The sequence below is a fragment of the Flammeovirga pectinis genome (assembly GCF_003970675.1).
In the GTDB taxonomy this organism is placed as follows: Bacteria; Bacteroidota; Bacteroidia; order Cytophagales; family Flammeovirgaceae; genus Flammeovirga; species Flammeovirga pectinis.
In genome coordinates, this window is sequence record NZ_CP034563.1 from 468460 (window position 1) to 488705 (window position 20246).

General features: G+C 32.9%; 17 protein-coding genes. 11 read left to right on the top strand and 6 right to left on the bottom strand.

Going from position 1 to position 20246, the window contains the following annotated elements; genetic code table 11:
• Positions 1 to 271: 271 nt before the first annotated feature.
• Positions 272 to 1357, bottom strand: coding sequence for a CAP domain-containing protein (locus EI427_RS22270; protein WP_126619183.1), 1086 nt, complete (start codon positions 1355 to 1357; stop codon positions 272 to 274).
• Between the two features lie 269 nt (positions 1358 to 1626).
• Between EI427_RS22270 and fucI the strand changes: the two genes are divergently transcribed.
• Positions 1627 to 3405 (top strand): L-fucose isomerase, encoded by a 1779-nt coding sequence (fucI, locus tag EI427_RS22275; RefSeq protein ID WP_126619185.1) that lies wholly within the window; start codon positions 1627 to 1629, stop codon positions 3403 to 3405.
• Positions 3406 to 3518: 113 nt separating this feature from the next.
• A complete protein-coding gene (gene fucK, locus EI427_RS22280) occupies positions 3519 to 4925 on the top strand; it encodes an L-fuculokinase (RefSeq protein ID WP_126619187.1) in 1407 nt (468 codons plus the stop codon).
• A 66-nt stretch (positions 4926 to 4991) separates the two neighbouring features.
• On the opposite strand, the gene EI427_RS22285 is transcribed toward fucK, so the two are convergent.
• The 3 genes from EI427_RS22285 to aldA all read right to left on the bottom strand — a co-directional run bounded on the left by EI427_RS22285 (position 4992) and on the right by aldA (position 8874).
• Positions 4992 to 6068: a GntR family transcriptional regulator gene (locus EI427_RS22285; RefSeq protein WP_170178579.1), complete on the bottom strand. Its 1077-nt coding sequence runs from the start codon at positions 6066 to 6068 to the stop codon at positions 4992 to 4994.
• A 157-nt stretch (positions 6069 to 6225) separates the two neighbouring features.
• Positions 6226 to 6747, bottom strand: coding sequence for a transposase (locus tag EI427_RS22290; RefSeq protein WP_126619191.1), 522 nt, complete (start codon positions 6745 to 6747; stop codon positions 6226 to 6228).
• Positions 6748 to 7410: 663 nt separating this feature from the next.
• Positions 7411 to 8874, bottom strand: coding sequence for an aldehyde dehydrogenase (aldA, locus tag EI427_RS22295; RefSeq protein ID WP_126619193.1), 1464 nt, complete (start codon positions 8872 to 8874; stop codon positions 7411 to 7413).
• 382 nt (positions 8875 to 9256) lie between these two features.
• Between aldA and EI427_RS22300 the strand changes: the two genes are divergently transcribed.
• The 5 genes from EI427_RS22300 (at position 9257) to EI427_RS22320 (ending at position 14091) form a co-directional block, all read left to right on the top strand.
• Positions 9257 to 10138: a class II aldolase/adducin family protein gene (locus EI427_RS22300; RefSeq protein WP_205727993.1), complete on the top strand. Its 882-nt coding sequence runs from the start codon at positions 9257 to 9259 to the stop codon at positions 10136 to 10138.
• 125 nt (positions 10139 to 10263) lie between these two features.
• Positions 10264 to 11040 carry a (Fe-S)-binding protein gene (locus EI427_RS22305; RefSeq protein ID WP_126619197.1) on the top strand — a complete coding sequence of 259 codons (777 nt, stop codon included), beginning with the start codon at positions 10264 to 10266 and terminating at the stop codon, positions 11038 to 11040.
• Entirely contained in the window at positions 11024 to 12394 is a 1371-nt protein-coding gene (locus EI427_RS22310) for a lactate utilization protein B (protein WP_126619199.1), read from the top strand. Before EI427_RS22305 ends, EI427_RS22310 begins: the two co-directional genes overlap by 17 nt.
• 1 nt (position 12395) lies before the next feature.
• The gene (locus EI427_RS22315) at positions 12396 to 12953 is read left to right on the top strand and encodes a LutC/YkgG family protein (RefSeq protein ID WP_126619201.1); all 558 of its coding nucleotides are present in this window, start codon (positions 12396 to 12398) and stop codon (positions 12951 to 12953) included.
• Between the two features lie 115 nt (positions 12954 to 13068).
• Positions 13069 to 14091, top strand: coding sequence for a LacI family DNA-binding transcriptional regulator (locus tag EI427_RS22320; protein ID WP_126619203.1), 1023 nt, complete (start codon positions 13069 to 13071; stop codon positions 14089 to 14091).
• Positions 14092 to 14137: 46 nt separating this feature from the next.
• On the opposite strand, the gene EI427_RS22325 is transcribed toward EI427_RS22320, so the two are convergent.
• Positions 14138 to 15331 (bottom strand): DUF6786 family protein, encoded by a 1194-nt coding sequence (locus tag EI427_RS22325; RefSeq protein ID WP_240655392.1) that lies wholly within the window; start codon positions 15329 to 15331, stop codon positions 14138 to 14140.
• 360 nt (positions 15332 to 15691) lie between these two features.
• Between EI427_RS22325 and fucP the strand changes: the two genes are divergently transcribed.
• The 4 genes from fucP to EI427_RS22345 all read left to right on the top strand — a co-directional run bounded on the left by fucP (position 15692) and on the right by EI427_RS22345 (position 19211).
• The gene (fucP, locus tag EI427_RS22330) at positions 15692 to 17032 is read left to right on the top strand and encodes an L-fucose:H+ symporter permease (protein ID WP_126619205.1); all 1341 of its coding nucleotides are present in this window, start codon (positions 15692 to 15694) and stop codon (positions 17030 to 17032) included.
• Between the two features lie 344 nt (positions 17033 to 17376).
• Positions 17377 to 17646: a hypothetical protein gene (locus EI427_RS22335; protein WP_126619207.1), complete on the top strand. Its 270-nt coding sequence runs from the start codon at positions 17377 to 17379 to the stop codon at positions 17644 to 17646.
• Between the two features lie 94 nt (positions 17647 to 17740).
• Entirely contained in the window at positions 17741 to 18142 is a 402-nt protein-coding gene (gene arfB / locus EI427_RS22340) for an alternative ribosome rescue aminoacyl-tRNA hydrolase ArfB (RefSeq protein ID WP_126619209.1), read from the top strand.
• A 313-nt stretch (positions 18143 to 18455) separates the two neighbouring features.
• Entirely contained in the window at positions 18456 to 19211 is a 756-nt protein-coding gene (locus EI427_RS22345) for a response regulator transcription factor (RefSeq protein ID WP_126619211.1), read from the top strand.
• A 171-nt stretch (positions 19212 to 19382) separates the two neighbouring features.
• Here the strand turns inward: EI427_RS22345 and EI427_RS22350 are convergent, their stop codons facing one another.
• Positions 19383 to 20126: a tRNA-uridine aminocarboxypropyltransferase gene (locus tag EI427_RS22350; protein ID WP_205727994.1), complete on the bottom strand. Its 744-nt coding sequence runs from the start codon at positions 20124 to 20126 to the stop codon at positions 19383 to 19385.
• Positions 20127 to 20246: the final 120 nt, after the last annotated feature.

Consider the following 20246-nt stretch of genomic DNA (forward strand, 5'->3'; position numbering starts at 1 on the left):
TTAACGATTCATTAATACAATAATAAGGTATTAACTTTTATTGTCAAATTAATGTAGTGTGTTATGGGTGATTCTGGTTTAATTACTAATGTTTTTAATCTATTTTAACAAGTAATATTTTAAATATAGATTTTATTTTGATCGGTTTAATACTAGTCTGTTTCCTTTAATAAGAAAATTCACTATATAATATTTCAACATAAAAAAAGCTCTCTTCAACAGTTGTCCTGTAAAAGAGAGCGCAATATTTAAAAACTTAAATACGAATGTATTACCAAGTAAATCTACCTACAGATTTAGCCTGACCTTTAGAAATTGTTACATCTGCAAAACCACCAGCTTTAAGATAATCCGCACTTAAAATATTTGTTCTATGTCCCCAGTTTGTATGCTTGTTTCCATTATCTCTAATCCAATCAATTACAGCTTGACGAGCAGTAGTTCCACCTGCTACAACTTCAGCAGCAGTACCTCTACCTTCAGCTTTTGTAGATAAATCAAAACCTAATTTTCCACCAACATCTTCATGTGCTAAATGTTTACCACTATTAGCATCTTTTGCAGATAACATAAATTTTTGCCACTTAACACTACCAATGGTTAAATCTTTATTATAAGATAAAGGTTGAGGATTTAATTGTGAACTTTTAGGTTGAGAGTAAAATTTCAAATTATTGATATCTCTAACAACGTTTACATAACTGATTTCATTATCAATAAATTTTTGTCTTGAAATCTGTAAATCATTTAATACATAATTTTCCCAAGCTGCTTCTCCACTAGCAAATGCCGCTCTAGCTTTATTACATTCAGCAACAAATTCACGAGACCATTTTTCTTGTGCAGGTGTTACAGTACTTAAATAAACTAAATCACTTAATTCTTTTAAAGAAAGTAAATCTGTATCTGCCTTTCCTGATTTTGTAGTAGTACTATATGCTACAATACCTGTAGAAGAGGTAGGAGAATTTAAACCATTTATTTTTTTAGGAGGAATTCCTTGTGAAGGTGTAGTTGATTTAGAACCACCACCAGTATTAACATGAGAACCCGTTCCTGTATTTCCTTTACTTGTACTACCAGAACCAGTAGTTGGAGTAGTTGATTTAGGAGGATTCTTTTTAACGATTGTTGTTCCTCCAGAAGACTTACTTCCAGTTGCTCCAGTTTTTCCTGTTGAGTCTGCTTTAACTTTTCCTTTTTTTGCAACTTCTGCTGCAATACTATCTCTTTTACTTTTAAAAGACTGGGATAATAATTCAATATTATTTTCTTTTTTTAATGGCTCTACTTTTTCATCTTTTTTACAAGAAATTATAGCAAATGTAATGAGAGAGGCTGTAATAAATTTTTTCATTTTGAAATAATTAGGGTGTTTTATTTTACAATCACAATTAAGACAGCCGTTTTGATGGTTATGACAATGATTAGTTGTAAACAATCTTTAAAGTTACTGTAAATAGATGTTTATTAGTTATTTAAGTGAGTTTGTGCTATTAAATATAGGTAAAACAAGAGCATCTTATTTTTAATGTAAACGTTTACATTGTCTTTCACCTTCTGATATTTTAAAATTGTAACATAAACATTTATAGATAGAGCAGACGACTTTTAAACGTATATAGTATGGTACTTAATGAAACTAATCTACCGAAAATCGGTATTCGCCCAACAATTGATGCAAGACTTGGTGGTGTAAGAGAATCACTAGAAGAGCAAACAATGAAAATGGCTCAGAACGTAAAGGAATTTTTGGAAGCTAATTTAAAGCACCCAAATGGAATGCCTGTACAATGTGTTCTTGCCGATGGTACAATTGGTAGAGTAAGTGAAGCAAGTGCTTGTGCTGAAAAATTTGTAAGAGAAAATGTTGGACTATCACTAACTGTTACGCCTTGTTGGTGTTATGGTAGCGAAACAATAGATTTAACACCTCATATTCCAAAAGCAATTTGGGGCTTTAATGGTACAGAAAGACCAGGTGCTGTATATTTAGCTGCAGCGTTGGCAGGACATAGCCAAAAAGGAGTACCTGCATTTAGTATTTATAGCCATGAGGTTCAAGAAGCAGGAGATAATGAAATTCCTGCAGATGTACAGAAAAAATTATTAAAATTCTCTAGAGCTGGTCTTGCGGTAGCTTCTATGAAAGGAAAGTCGTATTTATCTATTGGTTCGGTATCAATGGGTATTGCGGGTTCTATTATAGACGAAACATTTTTCCAAGAGTTTTTAGGTATGAGAAACGAATACGTGGACATGTCTGAAGTTGCTAGAAGAATTGAAGAAAATATTTTTGACCCAGAAGAGTATGAAATCGCTTTAGCTTGGGCAAAAGAAAATTGTAAAGAAGGGATAGACGTTAACGAAGGTGATGCAATCAGATCCCAAGAGAATAAAGATAAAGTTTGGGAGAAAGTTGTGAAAATGACTTTGATTGCAAGAGATTTAATGGAGGGTAATCCTAAATTAAAAGCTCTAGGTTTTGGAGAAGAAGCATTAGGACATAATGCCTTAGCAGCAGGTTTCCAAGGGCAACGTCAGTGGACAGATTACCAGCCAAACGGTGATTTTATGGAAGCAATCCTAAATTCATCATTTGATTGGAACGGAATACGTCAGCCGTATATGATGGCTACAGAAAATGATTCTCTAAATGGCATCACAATGTTATTTGGAAACTTATTGACTAACCAAGCTCAAATTTTTGCTGATGTTAGAACATATTGGTCGCCAGAATCTGTAGAAAGAGTTACAGGAGAGAAATTAGAAGGTGTGGCAAGTCAGGGTATTATTCACTTAATAAATTCAGGTTCTGCTACTTTAGATGGTACAGGTCAACAATCTGATGCAAAAGGAAACCCTGTAATGAAGCCTTTCTGGGAAATTACAGAAGAAGAAAAAGAAAAGTGTTTACAAAATACAACTTGGCCTCCTGCAGTACATGAGTATTTTAGAGGTGGAGGTTTCTCTTCTCAATTCTTAACTAAAGGTGGAATGCCAGTAACAATGGCAAGAATTAACCTTATTAAAGGCGTTGGACCTGTAATTCAGATTGCAGAAGGTTGGAGTGTAGACTTACCAGAAAATGTACATAAAACATTAGATCAGAGAACAAACGAGACATGGCCAACAACTTGGTTTGTACCAAGATTAACAGGCAAAGGAGCATTTAAAGATGTATATTCTGTAATGGCAAACTGGGGTGCAAACCATAGTGCTTTCTCTTATGGTCATTATGGCGAAGAGCTAATTACATTGGCTTCTATGTTACGTATTCCTGTTTGTATGCATAATGTTGATGAAAACGATATTTTCCGTCCTAGTTCTTGGGCAGGGCATGGAATGGATACTGAAGGAAGTGATTATAGAGCATGCTCTAATTACGGGCCTTTGTATAAATAATTAATATATAGGCAGCATATTTTTTATGCTGCCTTATTTATCACCTTATCAAGTGATAGGACTTGATAACTTGTATATCTACTAGAATATCTATTTACATCAATAACTTAGACATGGAAAAAAATATTGTAATGGTATTAGATTGCGGTGCAACAAATGTACGTGCAATTGCCATAGATCAAGAAGGGCAATTAATAGCCAAACATGCAGTACCTAATGTCGCTAGAAAAGACCCAAATCATTCTGATTATACAATTTGGGACATAGAAGAAATCTTAGATAAGCTAAGCTTTTGTACTAAAAAAGTGTTAGCAGAGATCGATCCTAAAAAAGTAACTAGTATTGGGGTAAGTACATTTGGTGTAGATGGTGCTTTTGTAGATGGAAAAGGGGGGCTTATAAGTCCTGTTATTGCATGGAAATGCAAAAGAACAATTCCAGTTCTAACATCAATTGATAAGTATTTTAATAAAGAAGATCTTTTCCTTTCTTCTGGTGTAGGTTATTTCAGTTTCAATACTATAAATAAAATGATATGGTATAAAGAGAATGAAGATAACACTATACAGACGGCTAAACATTGGTTGTTTATTTCTTCTTTAATTGGACAGCGTCTAACGGGAGAGTTTTATACAGACCATACAATGGCAGGAACAGCTCAGTTATGTGATTTAGAAACGCAAGATTTTGATACGTCAATTTTAGATAAATTGGGTGTAGAAAAATCTTTATTCCCACCTTTAAAATATGCAGGAGAAACGGTTGGAACGCTACATTCTAAAGGTGCAGATTTACTAGGATTGCCAAAAGGTGTAGAAGTGAAATCTGTAGGGCACGATACACAATTTGCCTTATTTGGTGCAGGTATGGATGAAAAAAATGCCGTAGTCAGTTCTGGCACATGGGAAATCCTTATGGTACAATCACATAAAGTAGACCTTACTCCAGACCTTATGGATAAAGGAATTACTGTTGAATTTGATGCTCAAAAAGGAATGTACAATGTAGGTGTGCAATGGATGGCATCTGCAAATATTGAGTGGTTAAGAAGTACTTTCTTTAAAGACTTACCTTCAGAAACTGTCTATGATGTTATGATTGCAGAGGCAAAAGAAGCAGTAGAAACAGATGTATCTATAGTACCTCTTTTTCAGCCAGACCAATCTATAACACTTACAGGAGTAGGACTCACAACAACGAGAGGCGAAATTTCAAAAGCCTTTTTTATTGCATTAAGTAAAAAATTAAAAGAGGCCATTACTCTGTTAGAAGGAGTGGTTGGGTTCTCAATAGAAAAGATAACATGTGTTGGCGGAGGTTCTAAAAATGCGTATTGGAATCAACTAAAAGCAGAGGCTACAAATTGCCCTGTAGTAACAATACAAGAAAAGGAAACAACGGTACTTGGTGCAGCCTTCTTTTTACTAGGAGGTAATAGTTTTGAAGCCAAAAATGTGCGACAAAACTATGCATATCAGTTCCAAAACTTCACTCCAAAACAAGAACACATCACAGTTTAATTTATATATTTCAAGTTTAGAAAAATTGGAGAGTTGTACTTATTTTGTAGGTACGACTCTTTTTTTCTAAAAGGAATTTCTTCTTTTCATTAAGAAAGGAACTTTTACTTTTTCTAATTTTTTATTGATGATTTGATTTGCTGTAATTTCACCCATTTCAGAAAAAGAAGCTGATATAACGGTTATCCCTCCTTCAACAATTTCTTTAAGAGGAGAATCGTTGTACGAAATTATTGCAATATCTTTCCCAAGTTGGTAATTATTATCCCTAGTGTCTTTGATAATATTGGTAAGGTCAAGATCTTCTGCAACGATATATAAAGTGTTTTTCTTTATTTTTCCTCGTTCAAAAGTAGAAGAAACATCATATGCTAAATTAAAATGTACGCAAAACCGTACAAAACCAGACCAGATATCATGCAAAGATTTATTACTGTCTTTTGCGAGTACTAAGTGGAGCTTATCAAAATGTATTACAGATTTAATATGTTGCTGTAATACTTCAAAGATATCTTCCGAAAAATTTTCGTATACACTTGGGATAACGCTATTGGTAAGGTTTTTCACTTCTTTCCCTAAAAGAATTAGCTGGTTTTTAGGTAGTAGTTTTATTACCTTTTCAATAGCCAAATCGTTAGCAAAATTAAAAATAGGAAAGACTGCGAAATAGTGATAATTGTTTTTTTGTTCAATAATTATTTGTTCCAAATGTTCTAAACTTCCATTATGAAGAAGCAAGTTTACATCAAGCTTATCTTTAGCAGTAGCCACAAAAGACTCGTATACTTTCTTTTTTGAGCTACTCATTTTATTAAAGATCAAAAGCACCTTTGGTTTACCATTGCCCAAACCTTCTTTTACAAAAGTACCTTTCCCTCTAATACTAATCACATATCCCTCTTCTTTAAGAATTTTATAAGCTTTTTCTATGGTATCTTTAGAAACATCAATAATCATCAATAATTCGTTAAAAGAAGGCATCTGATCTCCATTCTCTAAAACCCCCATCGAGATAAGCGACTTAAAAGTATTACTCAATTGAATATACTTAGGAGCTTTGATTTTACACTCTTCTAAAAAATTATCTTGTAACTGTTTTTCTAATTCTTCCATAGTAACGGATGGGGATATATAATATTCCAAAAATAGTGAATTAAAATGATGATTGAGATTATTTTTATGGACGTTTTAGTCATTTGTAGGGAAGTTGCACTGCAACGTCCAATACAGGTTTGCAAAGTACATTTAAAATAGGACGTTTTTTAGTAAAACGTCCCTACAATTGGATATACAAATTGAATTATTTTGGATAGAACCGATCATTACTCCAAGTAATTATATTTTGCTCAATGTATAATTCAATTCTTTCGTAATTTTTATTATCACGAATAATATGATCATAGAATCGTGGTTGCCACTCAAAATCATAACCTAAACGTCTCGAATGTTTTGTTACTGAAGATTTATATGTCCTTATTATCGTAGAAATACTGCTTTTCTTTGGAGATATTTTACTATTATGAGAAACTGCCTGTGGGTAATTTACCAGGTCATCAACTTCAGAATTATTTTCTGTACAATGTAGAATACCATGTATATGATTGGGCATTATTACATATGACCCTAACTTGATATTACTATTAAAAATAGGTATTTGATACCAAAAAATCTCTGCTAAAATTCCTAATGGTGAGTAAGTCATTTTCTGATTTTCAATTGTACCAAAGATGCACTTAAAATCTTTTGCACAAATTGTAATAAAATAATCAGATTCCCTCCTGTAATCCCATCCTGTTAAACGGTATGATTGTCTGCTTTTCATAGTTTTGAATCGTTAATAATAAATTATTTGAATTCAAACTTTATGCCACGAAAATATACATTATATAATATCATGTAGGGAAGTTGCACTGCAACGTCCTATCCAAGTTTGCGAAGTTCATTTAGAATAGGACGTTTTTTAGTAAAACGTCCCTACGTGGTTTGTGAAATTTATTCAAAATAGGATAGACCATCCTTCCATTTTAAAGTCTTGAATTCATTGTAGGGAAGTTGCATTGCAACGTCCTATCCAGGTTTGCAAAGTACATTTAGAATAGGACGTTTTTTAGTAAAACGTCCCTACATGGTTTGTGAAATTTATTCAAAATAGGATATTTTTCATTAAACCATCCTTCCATTTTATAGTGTTGAATTTATTGTAGGGAAGTTGCATTGCAATGTCCTATCCAGGTTTGTAAAACACATTCAAAATAGGATGTTTTTTGGTAAGCCATCCCTCCATTTTATAGTGTTGAATTCATTGTAGGGAAGTTGCACTGCAACGTCCTATCCAAGTTTGCGAAATTCATTCAAAATAGGACTTTTTTTAGTAAAACGTCCCTACAAGTGTAAAGTCCTTCCAAACGGGTATTATTAATACGAAAACCTCTCGCCTTAATTTAAAGCAAGAGGTAAAATTATATTCGCTAAATAACTATTTCTATTAGTTTTGTTGGATATACATCACTTTTGTTTGTAAGTACTCCTCTAAACCATGTTTTCCATCTGCTCCACCAATACCAGATTTTCTAAACCCGGCATGGAAACCTTGAATTGCTTCAAAGTGCTCTCTATTGACGTAAGTTTCGCCAAATTTCAATTCTTTTGTTGCTCTTAGGATCTTATTAATATCATTCGTGAAGATCGAAGAAGTTAAACCGTACTCACTATCGTTGGCAAAGTCTAACGCTTGATCAAAAGAAGAAACCTTCATTACAGGTAGTACAGGTCCAAATATTTCATTCTGAACAATTTCGTGATCTTGTTCTACATTGGCTACTACAGTTGGTTCGTAATAGAAACCCTTATCAAATTTATTAGAAATACGACCACCAAGTAAAACCTCACCACCTTGCTCGATAGCTCTTTTTACCATGCTATCGATTTTGTTTAATTGTACCTGATTAATTTGAGCACTCATGTCGGCTTTATCATCAGACATAGCATCACCTAAACGAACGTTTTTCATTGCAGGAAGAAGTTTAGTCATAAACGCATCATACACTTCTTCTTCTACATAAACTCTCTCGGCACAATTACATACCTGGCCACTATAAATTATTCTAGAAGCTACAATTGCTTTTACTGCTAAATCTAAATCAGCATCTTTACAAACAATAGCAGGAGCTTTTCCACCCAATTCTAAAGAAACTTTTGTGATATTTTTAGCAGCAGCTTCCATCACTTTTTGTCCTGCACCAACAGAACCTGTTAAGCTGATAATACCAACGTCAGGATTCTCTGTTAATGCTTGACCAATTTCATGACCAAGACCAGTAACAATACTAAGAATACCTTTAGGCAAACCGATGTTTTCTATCAGTCTAGCAAATTCTAAACTTACCATTGGTGTCTCCTCACTAATTTTTACAATACAAGCGTTACCTGTAAGTAGAGAAGGAGCAATTTTACGAGCCATTACAAAAAACGGGAAGTTCCATGGGCAAATACCTACAGCAATACCAATAGGTAATTTATGTAACATCATTTGCTCATTCGGACGATCACTTTGGATAATCTCACCTTCGTAAGATCTTGCTAAACCTGCGTAATAGTCAAAATATACAGCAGTAACATCAATTTCAACTTGTGCTAAGCCCATTACTTTAGCTTGTTCTGTAGCCAAAGTTTCTGCAAGGAATACTCTGTTTTCTCTAATAACTTGAGCCATTTTCTTTAAATACTCTGCACGTGCTACGGCAGGTAATAGACCCCAATCATTTTGAGCAGCTTTTGCTGCTGCTACAGCTTTATCTGCATCTTCAGCTGTTCCTCTTGGTGCCAAAGCAATAACTTCTTCTGTACAAGGGTTAATTACTTCGATGTGATTTGCTGTACTAAAAAATGATCCAGCAATAAATTGTTGGTATGTTTTTACTGCAGTACCAACAGTTGTATAGTTAGACATAGTGTTTATTATTTTGTGATGTAAGCAGTTGTACAGTTAAAATCAGAAGTTTTAGCCTTTCTTTTTTAGTCTACTCTACTCTTCGTTAGAATTTCATGACGTAGCTATGGCTATGCTCTTCAATTCTACCTTGATTAGACTAAAAAATAATCATCTAACTTTTCCTAAGTTCAAAAATTCATCTGCTTAATAATTCAGTTTGGTGTGTATTTCTTTTGAATACAACCACTAGTTACGATTAATTTCTGAGGGCAATGTCCTGTGGTTTCCTGTGTTGTATACAGGATAGCTAAGGACACTTTCTTTTAATGGGTATAGTAAGTTTGTAGTATGATCAGAAGGTCAATTAGTAAAAGAAATAAAACATTAAATGTATATAGATATGAACGCTACATCGCCAATAAAAGAAGTTAAGAGTGACAATAAGAATCCTGAAGCTGCCAATTGGAAAATTACACCAGCTTTACCTGTATTAGAGTATACATGGGAAAAAGGAAATGATCCAATTACAAGAGATGAAGTAGAGTTATTCTACAATTCTGCTCCTATTAAGCAATTAAGAAAAGATATTTGCTTTGCAGGACTCCGCTTATGGCAAAAAGGATATGTAGACGGCAATGGTGGTAATATTACTGTTAGAGTTGGTGATAACTTAGTGTTATGTACACCTACTTTAATTTCTAAAGGAGCAATGAAACCTAAAGATATTTGTTTAGTAGATATGGACGGAAATCAAAAAGCTGGTCACCGTCCTCGTACTAGTGAAGTGATGACGCACTTAGCTGTTATGAAAAGAATGCCTGCTGCAAAATCTTGTGTACATGCTCACCCTCCTCATGGTACTGCATTTGCAATTGCTTCTATTGTTCCTCCAACAGGTGTAATTCCTGAAGCTGATATTTTCTTAGGCCAAATGGGATTAGCGAAATACGAAACTCCAGGTTCTCTAGAAAATGCTCAGGTAATTGGAGAAATGGCTATAGACCACCAAGCGGTATTAATGGAAAACCACGGTGTTATTGTATGGGGTAGCCATATTGAAGATGCTTATTGGAAAATGGAAAATGTAGAAGCTATCTGCCAGACGATTGCAGTAGCAACTATAGTTAACCCTGAAATTTCTTGTGTAGGAGTAGAAAAAGCAAGAGATATGATTGCTATCAGAGAGCAACTGGGTATGTATGATAAAAGATCGAAATGGTCTGATGAAGAATTATTACAAAATGATTTCTACAAAAAAGCAAAAATAATTAACCGTAGATAATCGGTTTTTATAAAAAACATTTGTGTACTACTATTTTTTAGACGTATTCACTAACACTAAAAAGAAGAATTGCTTGTTGTACAAACAGGCAATTCTTTTCTACACCAAAACTTAATATAACAATCATGGAAATTGGTCTATTTATACCTTGTTATGTAAATCAATTTTATCCAGAAGTTGGTAAAGCTACATTACAATTATTACAGAAATATGGCAATGTAAGTTACCCAAATGGACAAACTTGTTGTGGTCAGCCTATGGCAAATGCAGGTTGCGAAAATGAGGGCATAGATGCCTTAAAGGTATTCTACCAAAATTTTAAAGATTTTGATTATGTCGTTGCACCCTCTGCGAGTTGTATACTACATATTAGAGAACATGGCGGACATTTATATCCTAAAATATCACCGTTACTTCCTAAAATTTTAGACCTTACAGAGTTTCTTTTTGATGTTGTAAAAGAGCAAAATTTAGCTGCTAACTTTAATGGGAAAGTGGCTATTCATAAGAGTTGTCATGGGTTGAGAGGAATGCGTTTAGGACAATGTTCTGAGCGTGTAACTTGTGTTCCTTCTAAACAAGACGAACTCTTAAAGCAAGTAGATGGAGTGCAATTAATTACACCTCAAAGAGCAGATGAATGTTGTGGCTTTGGTGGTACTTTTAGTGTGGCTCAGCCAGAAGTTTCTGTACGAATGGGTGCAGATAGAATTTTTGATTATATCAACTCTGGAGCCCAATATATTACATCTGGAGATATGTCTTGTTTAATGCATTTAGATGGAATTATCAAAAGAGAAAAGCTTCCTATTAAAGTAATTCATTTGGCAGAAATTCTTGTTGCAAATGCAAGTGGTCAACCTCAATCAAAAAATACTTCTGCACATGTCTACTCAATATAAAACACACCAAGAAGGAGCTAAGAATTTTAATAAAAATCCAGAGCGTGTTACGTGGCACGATAAAGCTTTGTGGTTTGTAAGAGAAAAAAGAGATACTTCTGCACATAAAATTCCTGAATGGGAAGAACTAAGGGAAATTGCCTCTCAGGTAAAGGCACATACCTTGTCTCATTTAGATAGTTATTTGACTCAATTTGAAACTAAAGCAAAAGAAAATGGTATTCATGTTCATTGGGCAAATACAGCTGCTGAACATAATGAAATTGTTTTGTCAATTCTTCAGAAACACAAAGTGAAAAATGTGGTGAAGAGTAAATCAATGCTTACAGAAGAATGTGGATTAAATCCATTTTTAAGTAAAGAAAACATTGATGTTATAGATACTGATCTTGGAGAACGTATTGTTCAATTGGCAAAAGAACACCCTAGTCATATTGTTTTACCTGCAATTCATAAGAAAAAAGAAGAAGTTGGAGAGTTGTTTCATGAACACCTCAATACAGAAAAAGGAGCAAGCGATCCTACCTATTTAACAAGGGCAGCAAGAGAACATTTAAGAGAAAAATTTTTAGAAGCAGATGCAGCAATTACAGGAGTAAATTTTGCTGTTGCAGAGACTGGTGGTTTTGTTGTGTGTACAAATGAGGGGAATGTTGATATGGGTGCAAATCTAGCACCTGTACATATTGCTTGCATGGGCATAGAAAAAATTATTCCTAAAGTAGAGCATCTTGGTGTTTTCTTACGTCTATTGGCAAGGAGTGCAACAGGGCAAGAAATTACGACATATAGTTCTCATTTCCATAAGCCAGCAGAAGATAAAGAGATACATATTGTTTTAGTAAATAATGGACGTACAGAACAACTAGGCAGGGAAGATTTTAGAAATTCTTTAAACTGTATACGTTGTGGTGCTTGTATGAACACCTGCCCAATCTATAGACGAAGTGGTGGCCATAGTTATACTTATACTATTCCAGGTCCTATTGGTGCAATTTTATCTCCGGGTAAAGATTTAAAGAAACACGCATCTCTACCATTTGCCTCAACCTTATGTGGTTCTTGTACAGATGTTTGTCCCGTTAAAATTGATATCCATACACAATTGTACAAATGGCGTCAGTTGGTAATGGAAGAGACAAACTACGATGTACCTAAAAAAATGGCTATGAAAGTGACCGGAAAAGTGATGGGAAATCCAACCCTTTTTAAATTGATGGGCGCAATGGGAAATACCTTTTTAAAGGGACCTAGAGCTTTAATTTATAACGGTTTAAATACGTGGGGAAAGGACAGGGAACTACCTGTTCCAACAGAAACGTTTGAAGATTGGTACAAAAAAAACAATAAATAAAATGGGGGCAAGAGAATCAATTTTAGGGCAAATCAAAGACATAAGTTTACCTTCTAAAGAACTTCCTCTAGTTCCAATTTTCGAAGGTTTTTCGGATAATAAAGAAGAATATTTTTTAACAATGTTAGCTGCTTTAGGCGTTGAAGTTATCATTTCAGATCAATTAAGTGATTTAGAAGAAGTGGTAGCAGAAAGAGCAAAAGAAGGAGAGGTGTACAGTAATGTAGAAGGAATACCGAGTGTAGAAAATATCTCCTCTCAACTAAATTTATCTGTTATTAATGGTTCGTTAGGTGTAGCAGAAAATGGTGCAATTTGGGTAGATGGAGATCAGTTAAAAGAACGTTATTTAACGGCAATAGCTTCTCATTTAATGATTGTATTACCTTACCAAAAATTAGTTTGGAATATGCATGAAGCCTACACATATATCAACCCAGAAGAGACAGGGTATGGTGTATTTATTTCTGGTCCTTCTAAAACGGCAGATATAGAACAGTCTTTAGTAAAAGGTGCTCATGGAGCTAAATCTTTGACGGTGTTTTTACATAAAAAATAACAATGAAGAAGAGATTCCTATTTATGGTTTCTTTATAATAATTTCCTTATTTGAAGCTGTTTATTGGTTTTCAAGTAAGGATTTTTTTATATTGATTTACAATGATGATTAAAGGATGAAGCGGAATAAAAAAGCAAAACTATCGGATATTGCCAAGGAGCTTGGTGTAAGTAATGCAACGGTATCTAGAGCATTAAACGGTTCTGAAAAAGTACAGCCTGCTACTAAAAGTAAAATACTTGCATTGGCCAAGAAATTGAATTATAAACCCAACCAATTAGCACAAGGTTTAGTAAAGAAATCTACTAAGACAATTGGTGTGATCTTACCTACTTTCGAGAAGAATTTCTTTTTTAGAGTGTTGAAAGGTATTGAAAGTGTGTTGCATAGTGCTGATTATAAGATTATTATTACGACTTCTGGCGATAACGCAAAGCAAGAAAAAGAGGCCTGTTATTCTTTATCTTCTTATCACGTAGATGGTATTATTTTGTCGCTTTCTTATAACCACGAGGATCCTAATTTTTTAATTGATATTCAAGATGATGGTATTCCACTTTTATTTATGGATAGAATTTATGAGGAAATTGATGCCAATTATGTTATTAGTGATGACTTTACAGGAATGTATGAAGCCATTAATAAACTAATTGATAAAGGGCGACGTAGAATTGTACATATCAAAGGGCCTGAAAATATTTCGACATCATTTTCTAGACATCAAGGGTATAAACAAGCCTTAAAAGATCATGGTATAGAATACGATAAAGAATTGGTTGTGCAGTGTGAACATGAAGCAGAAGTAAAGCAAAGTTTAAGGTCGCTTTTTAAACAAGGAATTGATTTTGATGCGGTAACTTGCTACAACGATTATTATGCTTTTCATGCTATGGAACTCTTAAAAGAAAGAGGAATTGAAGTGCCAAAAGATGTTGGTATTGTTGGTTTTGCAAATGAGCCTTTGGCTTCGTATACATCACCTAAATTATCTACAGTAAACCAACCTGCGGAACTAATGGGTAAACGGGCGGCATCATTAATAATAAACGAAATTGATTTATTGAAAAAGGAAGAAGCTTACGAGTTTGAAACCGTTTTGATGGAAACATATTTAATAGAAAGAGAAACTACACTTTAAAAAACTGAGTATACCTTTAAGATGATATACTCAGCAATTTATTCTTTTATAATTGAAGCTCTTTTAGTTCTTTATTAAATAATTGTAGCGTTAATTTTTCTAATTCCACTTCGTCGCCTTCAAAATGGTAGGTAACATGATGATGAACCACAGAATCTTGAACAGCAAGTTCTTTGGCAGGGGAAGAAGATTCTAACTCATAAAAAGGCCCCAATTGATCGCCATTTTTTAAAGGTCCGTCATTGTATGTATTTACAACATCGCCAGCATAAGGCGCTTCTTGAATTTCCCACATAGAATTTACATAATCCTGATCGTTATCAAAAGAGAATTGTACAACAGTTAGTACTTTCTTTTCTGCATCGTAACTACCGAGCATAGGAATTGTATTTTCTGGAGGCAAACCAATTTTACTTCTATGTGTACCATCACCTTTAAATAAAATCATTTGATCTTTTACCGAAAGTTTATCAGCAGGAATATCACCAAAGTAACTTTTATAGTTAGTAGCCCCTTTAAACGGGATAAACATTGCTGTTTCTGATGAAGGTTTCAACATACCCAAAATCCAAATAGAAAGTAACCCAGAAGATTTATTCCATTTTGAGTTTCCTATATTTTTAATTTGATTGACAGATTCGAAACCAACAAAATCAACATTAATAGCATTTAAATTAACGGCTAGTTTCTTTTCTACAGTCTTTTGATCAAAAAGGTTAATTGCTCGTTTTACTTCAATAAAGAAATCAAATCCTTGATAGTTTTTCAAGTTCATTTCTTTCTTAAAAACAGCACTGTTTTCTGTTTGGCTAACAATATCAAACCCTTCGGTATCAATTTCTTTTGGAGTCTTCCAATTGTCAAAGGTAAATTCTTGTTTAGGAGCAAAGAAAATAGAGTTTTGTCCGCCTTCAGGACCTAACCAAAAACGATCTTCACCACCATAAATATTAATTTTTTCTTCAAGTTTATCAGAAGAAATAGCCGCATAATTTAACCAACCATAACTGTTACCTTCCTCCCCTTGGGCAGAACTAGTAAGTATTCTACCTTGGTAGTTAGGAACAACAGCAAGTAAACTTTTACCATTGTTATTTTTAAGTACGATTGTTTCTTGATATTGCTTTAAAAAAGAAGCGTCATAACCAAAAGTACCTTTGTCTAGTGTCTTTTGTTTGGTGTCGCAACTAGCTGAAGTTAATATTCCCATAATTAGTATACCTTTTGAAATTATATTCATTTCATGCTCATTAAAAAATTATATGTTTAAGGTATTGATACAATCACGGCTCAACAATGTAAACGTTTTCTTGGGGTAATGACTTTATTCCTAGTATGTTCGGAACGTGGATAAAATAAATCGTATTTATAACGTTTAAAGTAAGAGATGTTAAGAAATATCGAAAAAGATTTTTTATTTGACTTTGTGCCTTTACAAGGAAAAACAAACTTTTTAAGCAAATAATAATAGGAAACCACAGGAAAGTTTATTGGTTAAAAGCTTTCAACTTGTAAGATATAATTACAGAAATACACCCTGTAATTTTAATAAAAAAATAGAAGAATAGACATATTTATTCTTGAGCAAACGTACATAGAAATGAATGAAATTATCACTGAACAACTAGATATTAAGGAGGAAAAGACGACCTCTATTAATTCAGAAAGCAAAGTAGTAGAAAAAAAGTACCTCGTGCCTTTTATTCTTATTTCAAGCTTATTTGCGTTATGGGGTTTTGCCAATGATATTACAAACCCTATGGTTTCGGCTTTTCAATCTGTAATGGAAATTTCTACTTTTAAAGCATCTCTAGTACAGTTTGCTTTTTATGGAGGGTACTTTACAATGGCCTTACCAGCTGCGTTATTAATTAAGAAGTATTCTTATAAATCTGTTATTTTAATTGGTTTGGGATTGTATGCAGTAGGTGCATTGTTATTTATCCCTGCGGCACAATTTCAGATGTTTGGATTTTTCTTAGTATCACTTTATATATTAACTTTTGGATTAGCATTTTTAGAGACTACTGCTAACCCGTTAATATTATCATTAGGTAGTAAAGAAACAGCAACAAGAAGGTTAAATTTAGCACAGTCTTTTAATCCTATTGGCTCAATAACAGGTATGTTTGTGGCACAGCAATTCATTTTATCAAATTTGCAATCAGCAGAAAAAAATACAGACGGATCGTTAATTTATGCTGGGTTAGACGAAGTAGCAAAACAAGCCGTTAAAGTACACGATTTAATGATTATTCGTAATCCTTATGCACTATTAGGGATTGTAGTAATTGGTGTAGCAGTTGTTATTGCGGTAACTAAAATACCCAATAATAAAGAAGCAGACGAGAAATTTAATTTAGGAGCTACCTTAAAAAGGTTAGTAGGAAATAAGATATACAGAGAGGGTGTTGTAGCACAAATATTTTATGTTGGTGCGCAAATTATGTGTTGGACATTTATTATCCAATATGCAGAAAATTTGGGTTATTCTAAGGCAGATGCTCAGAGTTTAAATATTATTGCAATGGTAATGTTCTTAATATGTAGGTTTATTGCTACGGCTTTAATGAAGTACGTAAACTCTGCATTATTGCTCACAATATTTGCATTTGGAGGTGTAACAACAATGTGTATTACAATATTTGTAGGTGGTACAGAAGGACTTTATGCTTTGGTTGCAACATCTGCTTTTATGTCGTTAATGTTCCCTACAATTTATGGTATTACATTAGAAAATTTAGATCACGATGCTGAATTTGGAGCAGCAGGTCTTGTAATGGCAATTGTGGGTGGAGCTTTAATGCCACCAATGCAAGGTGCAATGATAGATCAGGAAAGTATTTTAGGAATTGATGGCGTTAACTTTTCGTTTATTATTCCTTTGGTATGTTTCTGTATGATTGCACTATTTGGTTATCGACGATTTGTCACAAAATAATTTTTTTTACAGTTTTAATTAGAAACCTCTTCTTTTTTAAGGAAGAGGTTTTTATTTTTAACCACATTTCTGGTTTTCAATAAAAACTATCTTACACCCAACTATTTAAAAAGGATTTCGCACTTCCAGAAGAATATCTTGATGTAACTGAAACTTTTTGCTTTTGTCTTGAAGAAATGATCCTAGAAAGTAATAAGGACTATTTTATTAGTTTGTTAAGGATAACATTAAAATAATGATAATTACTCTCAGACACTTTTGTTTGTAAAGTAATATCAGAAGTATAAAAATATCCTATTACATTAGTATAAAGAAATCTTATTTTACTAAAAACTAAATTGATTATGGCAGACAAAGAAGAACATAAGGATTTTGAAAACACCAATTTTAAATTTGATTTAGGTGAACTAATGTTCGAATCGTTGAGAGTAGGTCTTGAAAATAGAGCCTATTTAGACGAAATTTTAGGCAGACAATTAGAATTAGAAGCCAAAATTGATGGAGAAGAGTTAGATATGGATGATGTAAACGAAAAATTAGTATATCTACGAAAACAAATCTTAGATAACACAAAAGAAGATATTATTGACGTAGTCGCAAAATATTCTAAATAAAAAAATTACCACAATTGTAATAAGCTAACTAATTACAATTGTGGTAATTTTGTATATTAAAAGACCTATTTAATCTTGCTTGGTTTAGTTAATTATGAATAAAGAAATACTCATTAAAGAATTACAATTTAAGGCTATCAGAAGTTCTGGAGCAGGAGGACAGCATGTTAATAAGGTATCTTCCAAAGTAGTACTTTCTTTTGATGTCGCTAAATCTGAAGGACTAAACAGTCGTGAGAAAACGTTATTATATAAGAATATTTCTTCTAGATTAACCAATGAAAAAGAGCTACAACTTGCTTGTGATGATTCTAGAAGCCAAGTACAAAATAAAAATAAGGTAATAGATCGTTTCTTTGACTTGTTAAAAGTAGGTCTGTTTGTCCCAAAAAAACGACTTGCCTCAAAACCAAGTAAGGCATCTATAAAACGCATGAAAGACAAGAAGAAAAAGCGTGGTGATTTGAAGAAACTAAGGCAGAAACCGAATTATTAATTGTTCTCTTCTTTAGCGTTGTAACCTTAAATAAATATTAAATAAATATTAAATAACGATTCTCTTTATTCCAAAGCATGGGTGATAATCACAAAGTAATAATGATTGTAAACATTGTTTGCAGATCTTATTTAAGAAGAAAATAATCATTGCTTTTTTACCTCTTTTTCGCCTTGTATTTTGTAGTAATTTCAATAAATTGTAATCAAAAGTTAATGAAGGTTGAACTCTTCTCACAACTTCAATTAGCTAAAATTACTTTCACTATTTATTAACTACACTATTGACTTATCAATAGAAAACTCATAATGCGATGCTACTTTATTCAAGCAAATCTTTAGATATTTTCTTCGAACATCAATTTGATAGATGTATATTAAATTGGAAGGAAACTCCAGAGTCTATAGCACTATTTAAGAAAGATATTCTCAGTTACGTTAAAGTTGGTACTACATATTTAATGAAACAAGCCATTTGGTATCAAGAAAAATTAACTATTCCTATAAACGAAGAATTAGGTAAATGGATTGAGGAAAATATGAACGAACCTTTTATACAAGAGTTTAAAAATAGAAATTACTATCCCTTAAATAACGAGTATCATTATCCTGTTGCATTAGTAATAGGAGCAGAAGCGTATAATTTGTTTGCACTAACACAATTAAATGAAAAGACAACTGATATTACTACAGGAAGACGGAAACCTAAAGTTTTTGCAAACAGGCAAGAAGCAAAAATTTGGCTAGATAAATGGCAATCTGCTAAACCAAATTATAACCACCAAGAAGAATTAAAGGGTAGCAAATTATCTCCAAAAATTGATTCAATTTTAAAAACGCATTACAAAAGTCAATTAAACTTTCTGGAAGAAGATAAAAATAACTTTAACACCGTAACTAGAAGAGAAAAAGAGATTATAACCTATTTACTTCAAGGGAAAAAAGTGGGAGAAATTGCTTTACTTTTATGTATTTCTGTACATACCGTACGTACGCACTGGAAAAACATTAAGAAGAAACTACAAATTAAATCTGTTCTAGATTTTTCGCATAAAGATGTAGTTGTGTAATTAATTTCAAATCCTATTTGGTTCTGACTTACTTTTAAAGAGCAGCCCTAGTTGTCCTTACCTGCCATCAGAAGTGAATCAGAACCTGAAGGGGATTTGAAAGCTTTATTACTAACGATAGTTTATTAGGCTACAATCAATACCTCATAATAAGTAATTTGATTTCTAAATTTATTCATTAGTTGTATCTGATTTTTGCTCGAAAATAATATTTCTTTCAGTACTCTTTTTATACATATCCTTAGTAACAATCTCTTTCTTAGAATTTGATCGATAAGAATAATTGTGTGGGCTTAGAATACATTCTATTTGGTATTCAAGCATTTTTTCGAAAGGCAAAAGGAAATCTTTTGTATCACATTGTTCTAATTCACCTTCTTTCAGTAAATTTAAAACAGTATAAATAGACTCAATAGTACTAAGGCAAAGAGATTCTGGCTGCTGTTTGATAATAAATTTTGATTTTATTTCATTATCAAAACTCACTCTTTGTAGTTTATGTAAATTCTTACTTAGCTTAAGCATTTTACGGGCGCAGGGCCAAGTACCATCTAAAATAAAGATGTGTGGATTATTACCTAAAAAAGAAGCTATTTCTGAACTGTTCCTTAACGATAAGTTGAAATTTTCTTTTCCTGGGTAAAGTAAGAAAGAAGAACTTGCTTCTTTAGTTAGTATTTCGTTTACCCGTTTATTATTTGTAAAATCAACCCCAACTATAACTTCCGAATTTTCAAGTTGAAGATTAGTCATAAGACCCGTTCCATTTTTTTCCTTACGGTATTCCTTAGGATGCATAAGGAAAATAAAACGAGTTTTAGTTTTTATAGGATTAGTGTATTTACAAATACATGAGTTTGAAGGCCTCATACATTTGTAACATTTGACTCTTGGATTTTTTATTTCTACTCGCAAAGTAACTCTCTTTTATTGCTATAACATGCTGACTAAATCGCATAACGAGCATATTAATGCGTAAGCAAATTTAGTTATTGTGTATGCCCAAAATGAACACAGCTTTATTTTATTTTAAAG